The organism is Vibrio sp. SG41-7 (genome assembly GCF_014164465.1).
GTDB lineage: Bacteria > Pseudomonadota > Gammaproteobacteria > Enterobacterales > Vibrionaceae > Vibrio > Vibrio splendidus.
In genome coordinates, this window is record NZ_JACJFF010000003.1 from 1 (window position 1) to 20,816 (window position 20,816).

At 44.8% G+C, this 20,816-nt stretch carries 21 protein-coding genes and 1 pseudogene; 8 read left to right on the forward strand and 14 right to left on the reverse strand.

Going from position 1 to position 20,816, the window contains the following annotated elements; translation table 11 throughout:
- Positions 1-87 precede the first annotated feature (87 nt).
- On the forward strand, positions 88-678 hold the full coding sequence (locus tag H5300_RS01160) for a hypothetical protein (protein WP_310736113.1): 591 nt from the start codon (positions 88-90) through the stop codon (positions 676-678).
- Positions 679-740: 62 nt separating this feature from the next.
- Here the strand turns inward: H5300_RS01160 and H5300_RS01165 are convergent, their stop codons facing one another.
- The 3 genes and pseudogenes from H5300_RS01165 to H5300_RS01175 form a co-directional block, all read right to left on the reverse strand.
- The gene (locus H5300_RS01165) at positions 741-1,142 is read right to left on the reverse strand and encodes a globin (RefSeq protein ID WP_182795270.1); all 402 of its coding nucleotides are present in this window, start codon (positions 1,140-1,142) and stop codon (positions 741-743) included.
- Positions 1,143-1,297: 155 nt separating this feature from the next.
- On the reverse strand, positions 1,298-1,678 hold the full coding sequence (locus tag H5300_RS01170) for a VOC family protein (protein ID WP_017092556.1): 381 nt from the start codon (positions 1,676-1,678) through the stop codon (positions 1,298-1,300).
- A gap of 76 nt (positions 1,679-1,754) precedes the next feature.
- Positions 1,755-2,638 (reverse strand): annotated as a pseudogene (locus H5300_RS01175) (LysR substrate-binding domain-containing protein).
- Between the two features lie 104 nt (positions 2,639-2,742).
- Here H5300_RS01175 and H5300_RS01180 point away from each other — a divergent pair.
- Entirely contained in the window at positions 2,743-4,071 is a 1,329-nt protein-coding gene (locus H5300_RS01180; RefSeq protein WP_182795271.1) for a 6-phospho-beta-glucosidase, read from the forward strand.
- Positions 4,072-4,181: 110 nt separating this feature from the next.
- Positions 4,182-4,946 carry a carbohydrate deacetylase gene (locus H5300_RS01185; protein ID WP_004736386.1) on the forward strand — a complete coding sequence of 255 codons (765 nt, stop codon included), beginning with the start codon at positions 4,182-4,184 and terminating at the stop codon, positions 4,944-4,946.
- Between the two features lie 15 nt (positions 4,947-4,961).
- On the opposite strand, the gene soxR is transcribed toward H5300_RS01185, so the two are convergent.
- The 4 genes from soxR to H5300_RS01205 form a co-directional block, all read right to left on the reverse strand.
- The gene (gene soxR, locus H5300_RS01190; RefSeq protein WP_004736387.1) at positions 4,962-5,402 is read right to left on the reverse strand and encodes a redox-sensitive transcriptional activator SoxR; all 441 of its coding nucleotides are present in this window, start codon (positions 5,400-5,402) and stop codon (positions 4,962-4,964) included.
- 164 nt (positions 5,403-5,566) lie between these two features.
- The gene (locus tag H5300_RS01195) at positions 5,567-6,088 is read right to left on the reverse strand and encodes an NADPH-dependent FMN reductase (RefSeq protein ID WP_020477192.1); all 522 of its coding nucleotides are present in this window, start codon (positions 6,086-6,088) and stop codon (positions 5,567-5,569) included.
- Positions 6,089-6,413: 325 nt separating this feature from the next.
- Positions 6,414-7,976 carry a glutamate synthase-related protein gene (locus H5300_RS01200; protein ID WP_182795272.1) on the reverse strand — a complete coding sequence of 521 codons (1,563 nt, stop codon included), beginning with the start codon at positions 7,974-7,976 and terminating at the stop codon, positions 6,414-6,416.
- Between the two features lie 226 nt (positions 7,977-8,202).
- Positions 8,203-8,760: a DUF1439 domain-containing protein gene (locus H5300_RS01205; protein WP_182795273.1), complete on the reverse strand. Its 558-nt coding sequence runs from the start codon at positions 8,758-8,760 to the stop codon at positions 8,203-8,205.
- A 288-nt stretch (positions 8,761-9,048) separates the two neighbouring features.
- Here H5300_RS01205 and H5300_RS01210 point away from each other — a divergent pair, with 288 nt between their 5' ends.
- Positions 9,049-10,392: a sigma-54-dependent Fis family transcriptional regulator gene (locus H5300_RS01210; RefSeq protein ID WP_076649014.1), complete on the forward strand. Its 1,344-nt coding sequence runs from the start codon at positions 9,049-9,051 to the stop codon at positions 10,390-10,392.
- A 94-nt stretch (positions 10,393-10,486) separates the two neighbouring features.
- Here H5300_RS01210 and H5300_RS01215 read toward each other — a convergent pair whose 3' ends face one another.
- Positions 10,487-12,277, reverse strand: coding sequence for a hypothetical protein (locus tag H5300_RS01215; protein WP_182795274.1), 1,791 nt, complete (start codon positions 12,275-12,277; stop codon positions 10,487-10,489).
- A 401-nt stretch (positions 12,278-12,678) separates the two neighbouring features.
- On the opposite strand from H5300_RS01215, the gene H5300_RS01220 reads away from it, so the two are divergent.
- The 4 genes from H5300_RS01220 (at position 12,679) to H5300_RS01235 (ending at position 15,884) form a co-directional block, all read left to right on the forward strand.
- Positions 12,679-13,065, forward strand: coding sequence for a thiol-disulfide oxidoreductase DCC family protein (locus tag H5300_RS01220; RefSeq protein ID WP_182795275.1), 387 nt, complete (start codon positions 12,679-12,681; stop codon positions 13,063-13,065).
- Positions 13,066-13,450: 385 nt separating this feature from the next.
- Positions 13,451-14,770, forward strand: a complete 1,320-nt coding sequence (locus tag H5300_RS01225; protein ID WP_004736396.1) for an AarF/ABC1/UbiB kinase family protein — start codon at positions 13,451-13,453, stop codon at positions 14,768-14,770.
- A gap of 104 nt (positions 14,771-14,874) precedes the next feature.
- Positions 14,875-15,420, forward strand: a complete 546-nt coding sequence (locus tag H5300_RS01230; protein ID WP_182795276.1) for a glutathione peroxidase — start codon at positions 14,875-14,877, stop codon at positions 15,418-15,420.
- On the forward strand, positions 15,417-15,884 hold the full coding sequence (locus H5300_RS01235; protein WP_004736398.1) for a DUF3429 domain-containing protein: 468 nt from the start codon (positions 15,417-15,419) through the stop codon (positions 15,882-15,884). Before H5300_RS01230 ends, H5300_RS01235 begins: the two co-directional genes overlap by 4 nt.
- A 42-nt stretch (positions 15,885-15,926) precedes the next feature.
- On the opposite strand, the gene H5300_RS01240 is transcribed toward H5300_RS01235, so the two are convergent.
- The 6 genes from H5300_RS01240 to H5300_RS01265 all read right to left on the reverse strand — a co-directional run bounded on the left by H5300_RS01240 (position 15,927) and on the right by H5300_RS01265 (position 20,809).
- Complete coding sequence (locus H5300_RS01240; protein WP_017084583.1) at positions 15,927-16,361, reverse strand: N-acetyltransferase; 435 nt, start codon at positions 16,359-16,361, stop codon at positions 15,927-15,929.
- Positions 16,362-16,400: 39 nt separating this feature from the next.
- Positions 16,401-17,177, reverse strand: a complete 777-nt coding sequence (locus tag H5300_RS01245; RefSeq protein WP_017084582.1) for a phosphotransferase family protein — start codon at positions 17,175-17,177, stop codon at positions 16,401-16,403.
- Positions 17,178-17,214: 37 nt separating this feature from the next.
- Positions 17,215-17,829: a LysE family translocator gene (locus H5300_RS01250; protein ID WP_017084581.1), complete on the reverse strand. Its 615-nt coding sequence runs from the start codon at positions 17,827-17,829 to the stop codon at positions 17,215-17,217.
- A 130-nt stretch (positions 17,830-17,959) separates the two neighbouring features.
- On the reverse strand, positions 17,960-18,313 hold the full coding sequence (locus H5300_RS01255; RefSeq protein WP_017084580.1) for a hypothetical protein: 354 nt from the start codon (positions 18,311-18,313) through the stop codon (positions 17,960-17,962).
- Between the two features lie 116 nt (positions 18,314-18,429).
- Positions 18,430-19,866: a lipopolysaccharide biosynthesis protein gene (locus tag H5300_RS01260; RefSeq protein ID WP_054541732.1), complete on the reverse strand. Its 1,437-nt coding sequence runs from the start codon at positions 19,864-19,866 to the stop codon at positions 18,430-18,432.
- 16 nt (positions 19,867-19,882) lie between these two features.
- Entirely contained in the window at positions 19,883-20,809 is a 927-nt protein-coding gene (locus H5300_RS01265) for a glycosyltransferase (protein ID WP_017084578.1), read from the reverse strand.
- Positions 20,810-20,816 lie beyond the last annotated feature (7 nt).

The window sequence follows — 20,816 nt, forward strand, 5'->3', positions numbered from 1 at the left end:
GTGCTTGCAGCCCCAACCCGAGCATAAAAATATCAGAAGAATTCAATGTGGCTGGACCTTGTATTGGAGCCTATTTAGGAGGTGCATATTTTAACCCAAATCCACACAAAACGTCGAAGAGCCAAATTAATCTTAGCGGCTCTTACGATTGCCTCAGTTACCGGCATCGCATCAACTTCAGCTTTTGCATCAAATGAAATGTATGCACTAGGCGGTTTCGGGATGGATGATGGCGATGTCGGTGGCCAATTCACATTTGGTAGCCAAATCATGCAAAGCAAGTGGTATGTTGAATCAACGTTGCTTGTTATTAGCACTGATGAAAAGGATCTTCAAACAAAGCAAGAGTTCGATTCTTTAATGCTTTCATTAACACCTATGTATAAGCACAGCTTCAGCGAAAACTTCGCTGTTTATGGTAAGGCGGGCGCTTTTTACGCACACTCAGATACCAAACTGGTTTTCCTATCTAGCGATAATAATGAAGTCCACAAAGGGTCCCATGGTGATTTTGGCTTAACTTACGGTATCGGCGCAGAATACAAGTCACTAAAACCAGTTTTCGGCCACTCCAAGTTTGTGACTCGAGCTGGATTTGATTGGTATGAGTTCGGAGGAAGTACTGGTTGGTATACCGCTGAGTCAGTACTAAGTATCCAAGCAGGCTTTACCTTTTAATTGAGTAGAAAAAATGAGTAAGCCTCTTGTTAGACGAGGCTTACTTCGTTACACATTTTGGTTCAGACTACGCACTCTTTCTTCATGATAGTTAAGCCAGCTTCGAGAGTTTCTGTCCAAGCTTGTTCAACGCTTTCATCATAGTGAGGATCGTATTTTTTAACCGTATTGAGTAACGAATTAAACCACTCGTTGAGCTCAATCTCGGAAATATCCAGTCCTAAGTCTTTATGCCTTTTACCCAATTTCTTTACTGAGTTACGCACGCTCGGCAGACCAGCAGAATTATAGATAAGAATGATCGAGGCTTTAAGCATCTTGGTTTGCTGCTCTAACCCTATCTTTTCAAAACGTTCTGAAAACCTTGGATTATGCTCGCAAAAATCCACCAGAAAGCTCTCCAAAAATTCTTGGTCAATCCGGCAGCGCTCAAAGCTTTCATAAAACAGTTCGTTCGGTTTCATCTAGCAAGTCCTTTGCAATAGTCAGCAGGTTTTTAAAATAACAGGTTAGTTCAGAGCAGCGATAAACTAACTCCGAACTATCAATACACTCTAATTATACGCCACTGTGGCATATTTTAAACGATGGCATAAGGCGAACTGTGGCATAAGGCGAACTATGGCATAAAGTGAGTTGCACAGATCTTGTTTCCATCAGGATCTCGCAAATAAGCCATGTACAAGCGACGCTCGTCAGAACCTCTCGCTCCGGGCCCGTTTTCAATGCTGGTACCGCCATTTTCGACGCCAACTCGATGCCAGTCATCTACAACTTCAGGAGAAGACGCAAGAAAACCCACCGTCATGCCGTTGCCGTGAGTCGCAGGCTGACCATCAATCGGCTTCGTTAAGCCCAACACACCCGTTTGGCTAACGTAAACACAGCGCCCTTTAGGATCAACAGAGCCTTCGCTATAACCAAGCACTTTCATGATTGGGTCATAAAAAGCCTTCGCGCGTTCAATATCTTCGGTACCGAGAAAAACATGGCTGAACATAACTAACCTCTTCTTTTATTGAAAGAGCCACCTAAACTAGACCTATAATTCGTGTTTGTCTAGGCACGCTATTCGGTCACAACTGTTGCTTAACCCATTGAGCAAACACCTGAAACTTAGTTCGCTGCTCCATGCCTTTCGGGCACACTAAATCATACCCTTTGCCCGATTCAACGCTCATAAGAGGTGCGACCAACAAGCCTTGTTCAATCTGCGGTGTCATAAACTCTAGCCGCCCTAGTGCCAGTCCCATCGATAATATCGCCGCATCCATCGCCAAGCGGTTATCGCTGTAATAGTCACACTGAAGTACGCAGTTGGTATCACTTTGAGCTTCATACAACCAACGCTGCCACGCAGTGATATCGCCACTGTGAATGAAGCGAACATCGTCTAAGTGTTGTATGCCTGGTCTAGTTTGAAGTGTTTCGCGTATTCAGGGCTGCACACAGGAGTTCTTACTCCACTGAATAATCGCTCGCTGTAATGGTTTGGGTAATGGCCTTCGCTATAGAAAATTGCCACGTCATAAGGTTCAAACTGGAAGTCTGACTGGCTCTGTTTGGTTTGCAGTTTGATGCTTAGATTCGGATACAAGCGTCTGAATTCTGGCAAACGTGGCATTAACCACGAGGAAGCAAAATAAGGCGATGTCGCGATGTACAACTCCCCACTTAGCTCACCCGTTTGAATATCCATGAGTTCGGAAAAGATAGACTCAAACGAGACGTTCAACATGGATAACACGCGCTGACCTTCTGGCGTCAGTTCGAGCTTTCTTGTCTTGCGCACAAACAGGTTGAACTTCAATTGTTGTTCGAGTTTTTTAATGCGATGGCTGACCCCTCCCTGCGTTAAGAAGAGCTCATCGGCGGCAAGCGTAAAGCTTAAATGTTTAGCCGCAACACTGAAGGTGTGCAGCAGTGACAGCGTTTGTTGGCGATTTTCGAACAGCCCCATGCATTAACCCCACTAATTCATAAGTCGTCATAACTGGTTTGTCGGTGTATGTAACCATCATATAAATTAAACCAAGTAATCTACAACATAAAATGGTGAACAGCATGCAACAGAAACAAAAACTCAAAGTAACCGTGATTGGTGGTGGCTCAAGCTACACCCCAGAGCTCATTGAAGGACTGCTCAAGCGCCATCACGAATTACCTATCTCTGATCTGTGGTTGGTCGATATCGAACAAGGCATGGAAAAAGCAGAGATAATCGCGGCGCTCACCAAGCGAATGATAAACAAAGCAGGCTGTGAGATTAATGTTCACCTCACCACGGATCGAAAATCAGCGCTGAAAGACGCGGATTTTGTTTGCTCACAATTTCGCGCCGGAAGAATGGAAGCCAGATTACGTGACGAGAGGATTGCTCTGAAGTATCGCATGATCGGACAAGAGACCAATGGCTTGGGTGGTTTCTCTAATGCTTGCCGAACCATTCCGATTGCGCTCGAGATAGCGAAAGAGATGGAAGTATTGTGTCCGAATGCGTGGTTACTCAACTTCACCAACCCATCAGGCATGGTAACGGAAGCACTGATTAAGCACTCAACCATTAAAACCGTTGGTCTATGTAACGTTCCCGTCAATATGGAGCTAGGCGCGGCGAAAATGCTCGGTGCAGAGCGTAAAGATGTCACGATGCAGATCGCTGGCTTAAACCATCTAGTGTGGGCTCGTAAGGTGCTTCATAAAGGTGAAGACAAGTTGGCAGAACTCATCGAACAACTCCTTGGTGGTAACGATCAAATGATGCCAAAGAACATTCCTCCTTTTGAGTGGGACGCTGAATTGATTCGTTCTCTGAACATCGTTCCTTGTGCTTACCTACGTTACTACTACCAATCCAGAGACATCTTAGACAAAGAGTTTGCTGCGTCTGAAAACAGCACCAATCGCGCAGACTTAGTTGCCAAGGTTGAACAACAGTTGTTAGAGATCTACAAAGATCCCATGCTCGATACCAAGCCTAAATTGTTAGAAGAACGAGGCGGTGCTTACTACTCTGAAGCGGCCTGTGAGCTGATGAGCAGTATTCACAATAACAAACGTTCTATCATGCACGTTAACACTCGCAACAATGGTGCGATTCAAGGATTACCTGATGACTGTGCGGTAGAAGTAAGTTCGGTAATCACCAGCAGTGCAATCCTGCCACTGAACGTTGAACCTTTTGATAGCGATACGCTGCGCTTGATTCAGCAGATGAAAGAGTTTGAAACCTTGACCGTTAAAGCGGCGATGACGGGGGACACTGCAACAGCAAAACGTGCTCTGATCTTAAACCCTATCGTCGATAGTGGTTCGCATATCGACGAGGCTTTGCAAGAAACCATTCGCGAGAACTTAGACTTCATGCCTGCGTTCGCTCATCGACTCGCTTAATGTGGCATTTTGTTAGCAGCTAATAAGCTCGGTGATAACAAGCTAATGAGCTCAATGACAGCAGAGCTAATTCAAGATATTGAATCCAAATCTTTTAATAAGAGGTCATGATGAAATTGATACTCAACGCCGATGATTTCGGCCTCACTGAAAGCGTGAACCATGGCATCGTTGACTGCTTCAAGGCGGGGTTGGTTAAGTCGACCACCATCATGATGAATCAACCGGGTACACAGCACGCGATTGAGCTCTATCATCAAGGTTTAGTCCCTGAAGTTGGCTTGCACTTTACGGTCACCGCAGGCAAACCACTGACTTCACCAGAGTTAGTTCCGAGCTTAGTCGACGAACACGGCCACTTCTTTAGCAACGTCACCCTGTTCGATAAATCAGACGTGAATGAAGATGAGGTGATGCTCGAACTCAACGCGCAATATCAAGCCGCTGTCGATGCCGGTTTAAAGATTAACCATATCGACAGCCATCACTTTGGTGGTGTATTTAAATCTCTAAAAGCAGCGTTTACCCGCACAGTGAATCGCATTGGTCTTCCAGTTAGACGAATCGATAACATCCTAAGTGGCCAAGATGCACTGCGAGTGCCAACGCCAGACGCTTTCGATATGCGTTTCTTTGACGAAGGCGTATCGCTGAATGGCCTGCAAGATTTATTGCTGAGCTACCAAGCTATGATGCCTGACGGTGTGCTTGAGTTAATGTGCCACCCTTCATCAGTGGCAAGTGAACAGCTTAAGTCCCTATCAAGCTATAGTGATAAACGCGTCGAAGAGCATCAACTTCTCACTAGCCCTGCGCTAAAACAGTGGTTGGCTGAGCATCAGATTGAGTGCATTGGATTCAACGATCTCAGATAGTTTTTTAATTCAGGGCTACTCAACGATCCGTTGTGCGCCCTGTCCTTGGTCATGCAGAATATCTTCAGGGTTCAACAAGTGGCATTTCTGCATACTCAAACACCCGCAACCGATACAGCCGGTTAAGTTCTCTTGTAGCGATTTAATCTGCGCCATTTTACTGTCGAGTTGCCCCTGCCACTTCTTAGCAACGCGCTCCCAATCTCGCTTAGTCGCGGTATGGTTCATCGGCAGTGTCGATAACTCTTCGGTGATCTCTTCCAGCGTGAAGCCTATCGACTGCGCGACTTGTATCAATGCTATTCGTCTCAACATCGCCGACTGATACCGGCGCTGATTTCCGTTAGTACGAATCGAAGCAATCAACCCCTTGGTTTCGTAAAAACGTAAGGCCGAAGGAGCCACGCCACTACGCTCAGCCAACTGGCCGATGGTGAGGTATACGATGTTTCTCATTGTTACACTATCCTTGAGATCATAAATATTTAAAGCTTACTTTAACTTTAGAATAGCGACCTATTGTTACCTTAACCAGTTAATGTCCTTAAACTTTGACAACGGGCGCAATGAAAAGAAACCACGCAAATGGCTGCTTTGTTTTATTGTGGTGTTCTCGCTCTCTAAATCTGACTCATGATCGATTTCAAGTTCTCTGCTATTTCGGCATTGATGATCTCACCCGTTTCTACATTAAAGTTGTCGTAGAAACTTGGTACCGACATCGAGCCCTTCACATCTGCGTCAAAGTAAGGTGCCGAGTTTACCGCAGACGACAACACAGAGCTTGCGCCACCTGGGCCTGGTGATGTGGAGAGCATAACAACAGGTTTGCCTTGATACACTTTCATGTCGATTCGTGATGTCCAATCAAACACATTCTTAAAGGCTGCGGTGTATGAACCGTTGTACTCTGCAAAAGAGATGACCACAGCATCTGCTTCGCCAATCTTGCTAAAAAAGCGCTGCGCATGTTGATGGACACCGGACTCTTTTTCTCTGTCTTCACTGTAAATGGGCATCTCGAAATCATTAAGATCGAGCACCTCTACTTGCGCGCCCTCAACTAAGCTTGCGGTGTACGCTGCCAATTGTTGGTTAATCGATGCTTTACTGTTGGTCGCGCCAATCGCTAATACTTTCATTGTTGATCCTTGTTCATTTTTCTCACCTTTTTGCACTCATGACTTCAATTACGGAGCTCAAAGTTCATAACTGAAGATTCGTAACGTCTGTTTGATAACATCAAAACCTGCACTAGGCGACAAGGTGATAGATTGTGTTTTTAGATTGGGGACGATGATAGAACTTCAAGTTAACTTGAGGTAAAGCGATATTTTCAAAAAATAGGAAATAATTTAAAAACACTTATAAAGCAGTTAATTACGAAAGGTTAAACATAGGTTAGTATTACACAGACAAAAATAAGCACACCCAAAATACAGTGAGTGTGCTTGATCGAAATACTATTTACTTAAGTTGATTTAATGGACTGACACCAGAGTAAGCGACTCCGGATAGCTCGGCCATTTCGCGATTCCATGTTGCCAAATCGTGAGGATTAAATTGATTCAAATGGTCGTGACCACATGCTCTCGCCATCACTTGCATCAATTCAGTCGAGGCTTCGAAGAAGTTCTTCAATTGATTCGAGGCCTTCTCGACATTTAACCGTTGGCGTAAATCGGCTTTTTGAGTCGCGATGCCCGCCGGGCAATTATTGGTATTACACATTCGGGCAGCAACACACCCTATCGACTGCATGGCACTGTTCGAGATAGCGACACCATCTGCGCCAAGCGCCATCGCTTTTACGAAGTCCATCGGAACACGAAGCCCACCGGTAATGATTAAGGTGACTCTGTCACTTACGCCTTGTTTATCCAGATAGGCTCTGGCACGAGCAAGCGCTGGAATGGTCGGCACACTAATATGGTCACGGAACATTTCTGGCGCCGCCCCAGTACCACCGCCTCGACCATCCAAGATGATGTAATCGGCACTGGCATCAAGTGCGAACTGAATATCCTCTTCAATATGATTAGCACTCAACTTGAAGCCAATTGGGATCCCGCCCGTCACTTCTCGAACTCGGTCGGCAAAATTTTTGAAATCCTCGACGGTTTTTAGATCAACAAAGGTGGGTGGAGAAATCGCGGCTGTACCTGCTTCAATGCCACGCACCTCAGCTATCTTACCAATGTTCTTCGCCCCAGGTAAGTGACCACCTGTTCCGGTTTTAGCACCCTGCCCACCCTTAAAATGGAAGGCTTGGACATTTTTGAGCTTAGATTCATCGTAACCAAATTGTGCGCTGGCTAGTTCGTAAAAGTAACGTGAGTTCGCCGCTTGCTCTTCGGGTAACATTCCGCCCTCACCCGAGCAGATCCCCGTTCCCGCCAGCTCCGCGCCTGTCGCCAACGAGACTTTTGCTTCTTCAGATAGCGACCCAAAACTCATATCAGAAACAAATAAGGATATGTTCAACTTGAGTGGCTTTTTCGCTTTTGGTCCAATAATAAGCTCAGTACCGACGGACACATGTTCCAATAACGGTTTGGTCGCCATTTGTGCAACCATCACTTGAATATCATCCCAGTGAGGCAGTAGATATCTTGGAACACCCATTGAAGTCATTGGCCCATGGTGACCCACTTTGGATAAGCCATCTCGTGCTAATTGATGAATGAATTCGACCGTGGGCTCTTCTTTGGTTGCAGAAGCCGCAGGTGAGAGATCGGGCGTTGCCGCTTGGATGTGAACATCGGGGCCTTCTTGGCCCACTTGCTCAGCCGTAAACTGTTTATGGGTGCCATCACAGAAAGGGAGATTGTTCGAATACTTACAGCGGCACAGGTAAGCGTCGCCGGTTTCCTCGGCCACGAAACTCTTCGGTTTGAAGCCCGTTCCTGCATGAGAACCATCACAAAACGGTTGGTTTTTCGATTTCCCACAGGTACAGAAGTAATACTCCTCCCCTTCTGTTAGCTCGACCTTAACGGGTTTGTTATCCGCTATTACTGGATTCTTCATAGTTCGCTCACCTTTTCTTTCTTATGATTTGATGACTGAAGCGATGACTTGCTCACAAGAGTAAAGTAAAGGTGAGATACGCGGCTAATTCAATAAATGAGCCAGAGAAAACAAGCTGGATAGACAGCCTAAAAACAGAAATCTTGCTGATTCAACACAAACAAAAATGGCCACCAAATCGGCAGCCATTGTGTTTTAAATCTGAGTCTAAGCTAAACGTGAAAGGTTAATCGAATAACTCGATGACCAGCTTGTTGTCTTTAATCACTAGATTAGGTTCCGATGACTTGATCAATGACTCTTGGACCTTGTTGCTGTCCAGTTTGTAAACTGGCGACTGGGACAAAGCAAAGCCAATCATAGAAACGGCAGGCTTAAGTAGTTTGGCGACCTCAGGCGAAAGCTGTTTATCTTTTTCTTCAAAGCGCTCTAAACGCAGTGATTTCAAATAAATCTCGCCACTCTCTTTGTCATATTCAGGAATCGCACTGAACTCGATATCAAGACCCAACCTCATATTCGGCACGTTAAACACCTGAACTTGTGCATTGGTATTCGCCAGAACAGACACGCGCTCGGCATCAGCTCGGCCAATTTGCACCGCTAAGTCATCGACAGCGACTTGCGCATACATAACGTTTTGTACACCCACTTCTTGCTCTAACATCACCGAATCTTGAAGGTAGTTCGTCATTTCTTGCTCGGTCACGCTGTAGCTCACACAACCGCCTAGCATCAGTGCAGACGCTGCCAAAATGAACTTTTTTGCTACGTTAATTATCATCAATATCAGCTCTTTATCGTTAGTGATTAGCGCGGAGTTTACTGTGTGATCATCAATAAACAAAACAGTAAAAACACGATATTCGTGAATACCTTTAATTAATAAGCATAAATATCAGTAAGTAAAGCACCAGATTGGCTTTCCCGCTTGAGATAATGACACTTGTCAGCCAAACGCCATCAGATTTGTGTGCTCGAATTAATTGAATTTTGCTTCTAAGCTTATGGGATATTTAGGGGGCTTACTGAAGGTTTCATCATGGATATCGAAACATGAAGAGTGAGCACAATGCCATCAAAAAGAGTATCACCTGAGCCAATAACTCGTTCTGTGATTTTGTTATGCAACACCGCATGCCTGCACCATAGTCAGTGGGTGGGCGAACTGCGTCTCCATAACTGGGAAGCTCAAGTTGCAGAAACAACCGAACAGGCCATTCACTTACTCGATACACGCAGCGAAAGCTACGCACCAATTGTGGTTTCTTGTCTAACATCATCCTCAATCGACAAACAGTGTGAGCAAATATCAGCGTTAAAGGTTCACTCTCCAAATTTAAAAGCAATCGCTATCTGCAACCAACCACCAAGCCGCAACTTATCGCTCATTAAGCAAACCTTTTGGGATTATTACCACCTCCCTATTGATACAGAATGGCTTTGTCGAAATTTAGGGCATGCGTATGGCATGGTAGACATCAAGCAAACTAGACCTAAGCCTGTCTCGTGCCATGAATGTCAATTGGTGGGGCAATCCAGAACCATCCAGCAACTTAAAAAGAAGATAGCCAAGATCGCTAACAACGATTTTCCAGTGCTAATTCAAGGGGAAACCGGAACAGGAAAAAGCCTATGTGCGCGTTTAATACATGAGGCCTCAGCCCGCAGTCAAAAACCTTTCATCGCTGTAAATTGTGGCGCAATTCCACAATCCCTGATTCACTCAGAGTTATTTGGCTTTGAAAAAGGCTCGTTCACGGGTGCAAACAAACGCTACGTCGGACACGTGGAAAGAGCGAATGGTGGCACACTATTTTTGGATGAGATCGGCGACCTTGAACTTTCGCTGCAAACTTACCTGCTCCACTTTCTTGAAAATAGTTCGATAGAACGACTCGGTAGTAATAACCAATTGCCCGTAGATTGCCGTGTAATTTTCGCCACCAACGTCAATATCGAACAAGCCGTTGCTGCGGGTAAATTTCGAAAGGATCTCTTTCATCGCATCAATGTACTTCCATTAGACCTAGTACCACTCAATGATCACAAAGAAGACATTGAAGATTTGGTTCGATTTGAACTGAAGCACAATTACGCATCCAAAACCAAACTGCCTAGTGACACCCTTGAGCAAATGAAACAGTACCATTGGCCAGGCAATGTCAGAGAATTATTCAACTGCATAAAAAGAGCGATTGTTCTTTCTAACTCAAGCGCCCTCTCTACTCGTCATATGGGAATTCAATTAAAAGACGCGTCGCCCGATACTGAGAGTGACGCACGACTGTCTTCAAAAAATGTTCGTCGAGTGATTCAGCAACACCACTACAATATTTCCCAATCCGCTAAAGCATTGTCTATTTCCCGAACAACCTTATACAAGCTGATTAAAAAACATCAGATAGTAATTTAAGTCGCCTAACTAGCTAGCTAACTAAATAACTAATAAAGCAGCCTAACGAACTAGGCTGCTTTGGAGTTTAGTTGTACTCAATTAATGAAAGTACTTATGGCTCAAGAACAGTAAATGGACAAACATCACAGGTTGCAATGTTCGATGTTTCCATAAATGCTTGTTGCAAGAACAGCGAGTCAAACGTTGCTGTCACTTGATTAGATAGCATCCCTGCAGTTCCGGTTGGTAACACATTTGGTGCATAAGTTTTACTTACTTGTGTACACACTTGACCAATCGCATCACCAAAGTTCGGTATCCACTCTCCTTCACCTGTTTTACAAGCAAACAACTCAGGGTCGGCACTTAATGCACTACACATATTACCAGCACCACATGTGGTCACATCCTCAAGATCATCACAAGGCAAAGCAAAGTCGAGGTAATAACTGCTGTTGACTACTTCAGTAGGTAAATCAGAACGGCTCAGAGAGTCATCCTTAGAATCCACCAGCGATTCAATGGCCAATGGGATATCACCGGTATTACATATTTCAACATCATAGGTTTTCTTAAGCACAACTTGACCGCCATCAACCTCTAAGAAGCTATTACACACCTTAGAAATCTCAACCATTGGACTCAAGTCTATTGGTGGACAATTGTAGGCCACTGGCGCTTGAGCATTCACGATAAGCCCATCAAGATCCACCGCACCATCTATCACGCCGACGGCACCGTTATTTACAGACAGATAATTCCCCATGATTGCGAATGACTCACCGACACTCCACACTTCATCGCCGTTACCAACCACTGGAAGCGCACCTAAGATTGGTGACTCAGATAAAAAGGCCACTTCGTAGTCACCATTGGTGCCTAACGAACCAGGGCCAGTGTTGGTGACCGTCACGGTGTAATCTATGTTGAACATACCATCAACCGTAAAGCTGGTTGTGTTACAAGTCGCCGCTATGCTGATACTACATAAACTGAATGAACCGACAACGAAGTCAGCCAAAGATGCATCAATCGAACGGGAAGCTCGTGACTCCACTAAGAAGCTACTGAAACATGGAATATCTTCAATACCAAACTCATCGTTCAACAACGCAGATAAATTCAGACGTCCTTCAACAAAGCTCTCTGTCGGAATAGAGGTTGTTTCACCCGTTTTCGCTAGGTATTCCCAACCTTGTACATTGGGAAGATCAATTGCCCCGATAGAATCATCATTTGAAATCGCACATATCTTCTCGACACCGACAGCACCACTGCCACATCTTGCACCAACGAAATCATTCGACTTAGGGTCACCGTCAGTTTGGAAGATTCTCGTCATGTTGTCGGTGACATCGCCATTATTCAAATCCCACTGCAACACTTCTATATACGGATTACCGCCACTTGCTTGTGGGAATGAAATCAGCACAAGGATGTCTCCATTGATATGCTGTCCAACAAAGTCGCCCTTAGTTTTCCCATCCGGCAATCCTACTTGGTCTTGTAAGAACCAGAAGCCAATGTACATATCACCATTGTTCGCATATCGGTCTGCACCAAAGTAAATCAGCAAGTCACCTTCGCTTTCAAAGGCAGCGGCATACGCATTGGTAAAGTCATCTTTTGGTTGTGGTGACGCGGTACGGAACGCCCAATCTGTAATGTCGGAATCATCTTTTGATCCACCCTTCCAAAAGATTTGGTCGATACCGTTACGGTCTTTTTGGAAAAATTCTGCAATCCCAACCATGCTGTTAGGATCATTTACGTCATCCCAATCAATACCACTATTATCACTGGTCGCGTTACCATCGAGTTCCATCACATCAACAGTAGCCCACGCCAACTGGGGGCTACTAAACAACAAAAGCACACTAAGTAAATAATTTATAACCTTCATGTTCTCTCTCCATATGTTCATACTTATGCTTTTAGGGTTTTCTGCCTGCCCAAATTGGAGAAAATCCTTTAGCAATTCGTAGGTTCGATAGAGCATATTCCAAGCCAAGTTCAACTTGTTGAATTAATTGATGTTTATATATTGAAGGCACACCTTTATTGGACGCTTTGTTATCATTTGTCCATAAACCAGAGATTTGACCAAACAATCAAGGACTTGAAAGGATGAACAAAGTGTCTACATCAGACATTTTTTTAGCTTTGATACGAGGGAGAGTGATCTTTAAAAGGTACAATCACGTAGCCATTGCTAGATTATTGAATAACAAGCGATTGAATTGACGGGTGCCGACTTAACGGGTAACTGAAGGTTCAGGTCGTGAAATGATAGGCGAACAGACGATGACACAACTTACGATATTTTACGATGGGACATGCCCGTTGTGCGCAAAGGAGATGGCGGCACTTGCAAAGCATGATGTCGATAATAAGATTCAAACCATCGATATCTACAGTGAAGCCTTTTCAGACTACCCTCAGATTGATGCCGACGCAGCCAACACCGTTTTGCATGCACTGGATGAGAATGGAAAACTGCTGCTAGGTTTAGACGTGACCTACCAAGCGTGGCGCTTAGTAGGAAAAGGTTGGCTATACGCCCCTTTACGTTGGGCGATATTCAAGCCAGTGGCCGACTGGTGTTATCTTCGGTTTGCCAAGAACCGATACAAAGTCTCTTTCTGGCTAACTGGAAAGTCACGCTGCGATGGTAACAGCTGCACAAAATAGTACTTGGTTAAGACATACCACTTGCGACTTTGTAATACACCACACCAAACAGCCCAGCAAAAACTAAAACGGTAACCGCGACTTTTAACCAAATAAACTTCATGTTTTTCCCTTTAAATTCTGTTTACTGTTTCGCGAGACACGTTACCACAACAAAACATTCGGTTGGGTAATGATTTATAGAACTTTGTAGTCATACCAATCACAGTAAGTAAGTGGTCAAAAATAGCGCAGGAAAAAAGCTGGAGAACAAGGCGGATTTTTTCGATAAGTAGTTATTCTACAATCAAAAAATCTAACGACGTTATCGAGATTTTTAACAAGCTAGGGTGAACAGTTATTTACTACGATTGGTATCAATCTTGATAACTAAGTGAGAACCTTTATGTCGGCAAAAGAGAGAAACCTTCCCACTCATCGAATTTCTAGATTCAGTAAGTTTGCCTCGCTGGCAACAAGGGTCGCGGGTAATGTGCTAACGGAAGGCACCAAGCAAATAGCACAAGGCAACAGGCCTAAAGCAAAAGACTTACTGCTAACGCCACAAAACATTGCTCGTCTAACCGATCAACTCGCACATCTGCGAGGTGCAGCAATGAAACTGGGGCAGATGCTATCAATGGATGCGGGTGATATTCTTGAACCCGAGTTAGCCAACGTTCTCGCTCGCCTGCGTTCAGACGCTGACCCTCTGCCAGCAAAACAGCTCAGCCAAGTGTTAGAAAATTCACTCGGACTGAACTGGAAGGCGGAGTTTATCTCCTTCAACTTTAAGCCCATCGCCAGTGCGTCCATCGGTCAGGTTCACCAAGCGTATAGCGACTCTGGAGACAAACTTGCCATAAAAGTCCAATACCCAGGCATTCGAAAAAGCATCGACAGTGATGTAGACAACGTAGGTACATTGCTCAATATCGTTGGTTTGATTCCCAAGTCTGTCGATTACAAAGGCTTATTAGAAGAGGCAAAAAAACAACTACATGATGAAGCCGACTATGCTCGCGAGGCTGACTATGCGACTCGTTATCACAATGCATTAAAAGAACACGCTCACTTCGTTGTACCTAAAATTCACCCTCAAATGTCTTCAGAATCAGTGCTCGCAATGGACTTCATTGAAGGCGTCTCGATAGAGCAAATAGAAGGTTACGATCAAAGCACCCGTGATTTTGTGATGCACAGCTTACTCGAACTTCTGTTCAGAGAGTTATTCGACTTCAAGATGGTGCAAACCGATCCCAACTTCGCCAACTACCTTTACGTTGAAAACACGCGTCAGATTGGGCTGTTAGATTTTGGGGCAACCCGAGAATACAGCGGCCGCTTCAGTGATGGCTATCGTTTGGCTTTTACCTCTGTGATTACTCACGATGAACAAGGACTCAACAAGGCGTTAGAGCAGATTGGATTTTTTAGCGAGACCATCCTCCCAGACCAACGCCAAGCGATTCTCAACTTAGTGAAAATGGCCTGTGAACCCATGCTTGTCGATGAAGATTACGACTTCAAAGCCAGTGGTTTAGCACAAAGGCTTCGTGAAGCAGGAACCATACTCAGCATGGAACAAGAGTATTGGCACACACCACCAGCCGATGCCCTATTCCTCCACCGAAAGATCGGAGGCATGTACCTGCTGGCATCTCGCCTTGGAGCCAAGGTAAACATCAGACGCTTGGTGGAGCCCTATTTGCTAAGCGACAATTGACACTCAAGCGACAGCTGATACTGGAGCGATTCTGGTCTTTAAAGTGATCATTTCAAGTCGCTGAACAGTAATAACAGTTACGCCAACTAAAATGAGTCAGACTTATGAAACATTCACTGCTGTGCTCCACCGCCCTAATCGCGAACCTAACAAGTTCATTCGCTTTTTCAGCAAGCTGCCCTGATATACTCAACGGCAAACAAAGGCTGTTAAATTCAAACGAAGAAATTGAGCTGTGTGAAGAGTTTCAAGGCAAGACTTTATTGATCGTAAATACGGCAAGCCAATGCGGTTTCACGCCTCAGTTCGAACAACTTGAGCAGCTTCACCAAACGTATAAAGATGAAGGGTTCACGGTTGTTGGTTTCCCAAGTAATGATTTTCGCCAAGACAGAGGAAGCGAGGAGCAATCCGCTAAAATCTGCTACCTAGATTATGGTGTGACTTTTCCGATGATGGCGCGCGCTTCACTCTCAGGGCCAGACGCAAATCCAGTCTTTGCCGAAATCCAACAACAAGCCGGTATCAAACCGAAATGGAATTTCTACAAGTTCTTGGTCAGCAAAGAAGGCAAAGTGATAGCAACCTTCCCGAGTTCTACATCGCCAACCAGTAGTACCCTCAAAAATGCAATAGAGCAGCAGTTATGAGGTCAGATTACTTGGACACAACTCAAACACGCAACACCATGGCCAAGCTTGGTTATATGGGTTTAATCCCATTTTTGTTCGGTCTACTGTTGTCACTCACCGAAAGCCAATTCTTTAGCTTGAGCGGCGAAACACTCTTCATCACCTACAGCGTGGTTATCTTGAGCTTTTTGTCGGGCATTTTGTGGGGCAATGGGATAGAGAACTTCGAAAGCCAATCCAGCAACAAGGCTCTGATTCTTAGCAATGTTATTGTGTTGGCAGCGTGGTTAGCGGTGCTACTCGGTGAGCAGCAAGAGTTCCTCACCACACTGATTCTTATCATTGGCTACATTGCGGTTTGGCGAGCGGAGAGGTCAATGAGAGAAGAGAACCAAAGTGAAGGCCCCGACGGCTATTTTGATATGCGAACCCGATTAACCTCTAGCGTAGTGTTGATGCACGGTATCGTGATGTTGACCTAAGCGCGTGATGCCTGCATCTAAATAGACACAGTGAAACGGGAACTAGACGATGAGCTGCATGACCAGACGAGGCTCATCGTCTCCGAAATAATTACTCTCTTCTTTGATGGTCACGAAGCCCATCGACAAGTACAGCTCACAAGCCGAGTTGTTATTTGGATCAACAGTAAGCAACAGCTTGGAATCTTGTGGCAAGGTTTCTATCGCCTGCTGCATCAATGAACGGCCAATCCCCATGCCTCGGTAAGCAGTATCAACAGCCAGTGACAACACCCAATACTGTTGTTGTTTATCGGTTGGCGTCATCAATACATAGCCCGCAACCTGCGAATCCTGTTTCGCCACCAGCAAGCCCTTCCCCCAGCAATCAAATGCCTGACGAAAGAAAAACAGCGGATAGGCGTGATCGCCAAACAAAGCATGTTCAAGCTGATAGATATAAGCCAGTTCTTGTTTTTCCGCACAAACAACATTCATACATCGACCTTAAATAGATTAACTGCTACCGCGATTCAGCTACAACTGATCTTCAACTGAAGCCAGCCAAGTTGGTAATTGCTCTCTAAACCAATTGATGTACTTGGAAGCTTGTGGGTTGTTACGACCGACTAATATATTCGTGACTTCTATTACGATCCAGCTTTTAGCGATGATCAATTGCTTTATTAATTCTTCACGCGGAATCAAGGTGTTATGGCAAAGATACTGTTCAACAATCAGCTCATAATCTTTCAGAGTACCCATTTGAGAAACGAGTGGCGCCAAGTCTATCGCGGGGCTACCAAAGCCAAACCTCTCCCAATCAAATAACACGAGCTGACCGTTATCTCTTCTTCCCCAATTTCCTTCATTGGAGTCACCCGAAATTAATGTGTCATGATTAAAAAGAACATCACTCTGCGATTGAATATACTTAAGACTGTCTTGCGTAACTTGAGGCAACTGTAGGGAAGATAAAGCCGATGTGGTGTCATCTAAACTCCATTGATGACGCTTAACTTCGAATGTTGGTCGATATTGAGAACGATGAATACTCGCGAGCTGCTGAAATACGTCACTTGTTGTTTGTAGCTCGGTAAGGCAAACCGAATTAGGAATGTATTCGAGATAAAGCTCACAGCCATCGACCGCAAGAAGTTGAGGCGTATTCACTCCATCAAGATGCTGCGCTACGTGTTGGTAAAAAGCGACTTCAACCTCGCCAGCCCCTTGTTTATGAATACAAGGAGCGCCATTACGTTCAGTTAATGAAACCTGCGCAGCGCCCATTTGTGAAAGGTCTTGATTACTCATCACATTCCTTCTATCCGTGTAAACAGCAGAACGAACCCTACTGACGGCTCACTAACAAATTCGCACCAGATAAGGCAAGAAACACAGAACATGCTTTATTGAAGCGCTTGGCCATTTGAGGTTTTGAAAACCAATTTCGTAGATATAAACCAAAGGCCGCATAGATAGAAATCGCGAGCATTTCTAATACAAGAAACGTGCTTCCTAAAACAAAGAATTGAGTATTTACGTTCGCTGAAACATCGACAAATTGAGGGAGGAATGCAGTAAAAATGAGTATCGCTTTTGGATTGCCCGCCGCGAGCGCGAACTCTTGTTTAACCAGACCAAACCAATTCTTATTTCGTTCGATATCCGCGACTGGGCTGGCTTGTGAGCGCCATAGGTTGAACGCAATCCATAATAGATACATCGCGCCAAATAGCTTAATAAGGAAAAACAAAGTTTCAGAGGTATAAAGCACGACAGCCAAGCCGGATGCAGCCAAAGCAATCATGCCAGAAAAAGCGATGATTCGTCCCAGGCCCGCTACAAAGGCGGCCTGAAACCCATAACAACGGGCGTTGTTCATTGATAACAAATTGTTTGGGCCCGGTGTCATGTTGAGCGCAAAACAAGCGGGGATGAACAGCAGTAACTTCCAGATTTCCATTGGTGCTTCCTAATTGCCAGATGCCGCGGTGATTGAATCGTTGAACGAGACTTTACCTTTTATAACAGCATTTAATATCTTTGGTAGCAACATTTGAAAGCAGTAACCATTCTCTGGCGCACCGTGCTAATTAGTTCTCAAAAAATTTCTCATATTCTGGCGTAGACAAATTTTCCGCGACGCCAATTTCACCGACAATATAGATAGCACTCGCAAGGGTTTCGATGGTTTGATTAAGCTCTCTATCGGGCACTTCACCAACAACAGGAACCGACGGGCGTGCAGACGTTGATTTGCAGACCACGCTTTCACAAACGATATTGTGTTGTTCCTGCTGAGAAACTTCTGGCGGCTTGAAATCTGGTGAATTGAAGTCGGGAGCAGTAATACCCTCGCTTGAAAAATTAGAGGCGCTGTATGAGACAGCTGAAAACAGAGAAAGGAGCAGCATCCACTTATTCATATATCTTTCCATCGTTAGCATTCGTTATATTTATAAATACTATCTAATTAAAATAATTATGAACAGTGTTTTATTATTAATAATTCATATATCTCTAGACGCTTATCAGGATTTCCCGCGATCTAGATGAAGTGAGTTCAACTTACATGTGATTGCTTACCTAGCGTAAACTTATCAAGCAGCGCTTGCGGAACAGGAATAACAGAGTATCGAACAAAGACGACTAACGTCACTATTGCCACAAAACTGCCTAAAACAAAGTCATGAACATCAATCAACACCCAACCAAGAAGCCTGTCACTGGTAATCGCAAGTATGGCGATACTCAACGCTGCCATCCATTTACGGTGATCATAAGGTAAATATTCCATTTTTTGGCTCACGATATAGAGCAGTGACAACCTCACGGCATAAGTACCACAAAGCACCACCACCACGGCCCACACGCCATAAATCGGTGTCACAACAAGATAGCCAATGGTTGCTAAGATCGCACAACCACCCTGTATCCACATTTGCGACTGACTTGAGTCACCGCTAAAACAACCAAGGTTAAGGTAATCCCCTGCATTCTTAATCACGCCGATGGCCAAGAGTGCCACGACGATGGTACCCGCATATTGATAACTGCTGGGCAAAATCAAAGTAATAAAACCGGGTACAGTGAGGATCATCAAACAACCCAACACAATGGCCAGATTAACGCCGACTAGCGCTCTGTCCGCACACTCTTTCTTACCATCAGGTTGTTGCAGCATGGCCACCCGATTTGGAAACCACCACAAAGCATAAGGCTGTAGTAGTAAGCCAAGAAGCAACGCAAACTTACCACTGACCGCGTAAATCGCCAGTTCTTCAACGCCCACAAAGCTCGCCATCACCCAGCGGTCTAGCCCTGTGATCATATACATCGAAGCTCCACCGACTAACGTGGGCAATCCAAACTTTAGGATCTTAGCGGAGTATTTGAGGCTGCCAAATGAGCCCATCTCCTGCCATTGATAACGCAGTAAACACAGCATCAATAACACACTCGAAACAGCGGCAGATATTAGTACACCATCAATGCCATAACCCGCTTCAAGCAATGCAAACGTCATAGCAGCTTGCACACTCGCCTTCATTACATTGAGCATGCAAAAGCGCTTAGCCATCGCATTCATTCGCATCAATGTTAACGGGATAGAAATCGCACCATCTAACATGGTCGGTATTAGCAAAAGTAGGATTTGATAAGGTTGGAACTCGACGGGAAGCATCAGTAACAACAACGGCATACTAAGAGCAATTAAAGCCCCTCCTAGCACACAGACCAAGACACTCAACGTGAAACAGTTCGAGACAAGCTTTCTCTTTTCTTCACCCTCAGCGACGCCCACATACCGGTACATTGCCTCAACAATCCCAAAGCTAAACAAGATCGTCCCGATGTCAGCCAACAAGACGATGGCTTCTAAAGAACCGTATTCAGCCAACGTCATCTTATGGGTGATATAGGGGATCATCACGAGCGAGATCCCTTTCATCATCACGATGCCGATGGCGTAATAGGCCGACTGTTTTAATGAACCCATAGAAGTCACCTATTCCTTACAATGCAGGCATTAGGAAACTTTTACAGTCCCCAAGAAGATGTCGTAAGGTTCTTTTTTGAGGAGCCAACGCTAACGAGCGGATGCTATAAGACATGGCCCGTCGGTTCTGTTGTAAGCCTCTGTAATAGTCGGCGTAACCTTCTAGTATTCTTGCCTTTGCAATTTTGAAACTGGACGTCGGTAGGTTCCATCGTTGATTGTCATTTTGGTAACGCTGGAGAATGGTCTCTATAGACTGCAAATTTCTCAATTTAAGACTTTCCGTTTGGGTAACGGAACTCGCTCTCATCAAGTAACCAACCTGCACGGAGTTCAACACACCGATCTGATGGCTTTCACTCATTCGAAGCCACAGTTCCCAATCTTCCCCATACTTAATGTCAGCATTGAAACTGTCTGTTTGAGAGAACACATCCGCTTTCACCATCACCGTTGATGTTCCAATAACATTGTTTTCAATGATCAACTCTAACGGGTTTTCAATATTGATAAACGCTTCATCTTGGTCTTGAAACTGCGACCAATAACTAAAGCAGTCGACTATCACTTGATAGTCTTCAGTAAGGTGTTCGTAGTTAGTAAAGCTCATCGCGAGATCTGAGTATCGTTGATGAAATTCGAGTTGGCGCTCTATTTTTTCTGGAAACCAAAAGTCGTCCGCGTCTAAAAAAGCAATGTATTCACCGGTCGCCTTTTCAATCCCTAGGTTTCTCGCTTGAGGCGCGCCAACACCCAAAGTGGATAATTTAATGATGCGTTCATCATGGATTGACGCGAGATAAGTAGACGTTCCATCGTTGCTGTTGTCGTCAATAATGATCAACTCCAAGTCTTGATGAGTCTGCTTAAGTACGCTGCCAATTGCCTTCGGCAGGTAATCCAAACAATTGTAGGTCGGGATAACAACACTTACTTTAGCCATAATGACG

Bases quoted from the DNA above. Each gene is read 5' to 3' on its own strand.
- H5300_RS01265 (WP_017084578.1), bottom strand. From the start codon at position 20,809: ATGGCTAAAGTAAGTGTTGTTATCCCGACCTACAATTGTTTGGATTAC.
- H5300_RS01180 (WP_182795271.1), top strand. From the start codon at position 2,743: ATGCAACAGAAACAAAAACTCAAAGTAACCGTGATTGGTGGTGGCTCA.
- H5300_RS01240 (WP_017084583.1), bottom strand. From the start codon at position 16,361: ATGAATGTTGTTTGTGCGGAAAAACAAGAACTGGCTTATATCTATCAG.
- H5300_RS01260 (WP_054541732.1), bottom strand. From the start codon at position 19,866: ATGGGTTCATTAAAACAGTCGGCCTATTACGCCATCGGCATCGTGATG.
- soxR (WP_004736387.1), bottom strand. From the start codon at position 5,402: ATGAGAAACATCGTATACCTCACCATCGGCCAGTTGGCTGAGCGTAGT.
- H5300_RS01225 (WP_004736396.1), top strand. From the start codon at position 13,451: ATGTCGGCAAAAGAGAGAAACCTTCCCACTCATCGAATTTCTAGATTC.
- H5300_RS01195 (WP_020477192.1), bottom strand. From the start codon at position 6,088: ATGAAAGTATTAGCGATTGGCGCGACCAACAGTAAAGCATCGATTAAC.
- H5300_RS01230 (WP_182795276.1), top strand. From the start codon at position 14,875: ATGAAACATTCACTGCTGTGCTCCACCGCCCTAATCGCGAACCTAACA.
- H5300_RS01165 (WP_182795270.1), bottom strand. From the start codon at position 1,142: ATGAAACCGAACGAACTGTTTTATGAAAGCTTTGAGCGCTGCCGGATT.
- H5300_RS01205 (WP_182795273.1), bottom strand. From the start codon at position 8,760: ATGATAATTAACGTAGCAAAAAAGTTCATTTTGGCAGCGTCTGCACTG.
- H5300_RS01220 (WP_182795275.1), top strand. From the start codon at position 12,679: ATGACACAACTTACGATATTTTACGATGGGACATGCCCGTTGTGCGCA.
- H5300_RS01255 (WP_017084580.1), bottom strand. From the start codon at position 18,313: ATGCTAACGATGGAAAGATATATGAATAAGTGGATGCTGCTCCTTTCT.
- H5300_RS01250 (WP_017084581.1), bottom strand. From the start codon at position 17,829: ATGGAAATCTGGAAGTTACTGCTGTTCATCCCCGCTTGTTTTGCGCTC.
- H5300_RS01185 (WP_004736386.1), top strand. From the start codon at position 4,182: ATGAAATTGATACTCAACGCCGATGATTTCGGCCTCACTGAAAGCGTG.
- H5300_RS01215 (WP_182795274.1), bottom strand. From the start codon at position 12,277: ATGAAGGTTATAAATTATTTACTTAGTGTGCTTTTGTTGTTTAGTAGC.
- H5300_RS01200 (WP_182795272.1), bottom strand. From the start codon at position 7,976: ATGAAGAATCCAGTAATAGCGGATAACAAACCCGTTAAGGTCGAGCTA.
- H5300_RS01170 (WP_017092556.1), bottom strand. From the start codon at position 1,678: ATGTTCAGCCATGTTTTTCTCGGTACCGAAGATATTGAACGCGCGAAG.
- H5300_RS01245 (WP_017084582.1), bottom strand. From the start codon at position 17,177: ATGAGTAATCAAGACCTTTCACAAATGGGCGCTGCGCAGGTTTCATTA.
- H5300_RS01235 (WP_004736398.1), top strand. From the start codon at position 15,417: ATGAGGTCAGATTACTTGGACACAACTCAAACACGCAACACCATGGCC.
- H5300_RS01210 (WP_076649014.1), top strand. From the start codon at position 9,049: ATGCCATCAAAAAGAGTATCACCTGAGCCAATAACTCGTTCTGTGATT.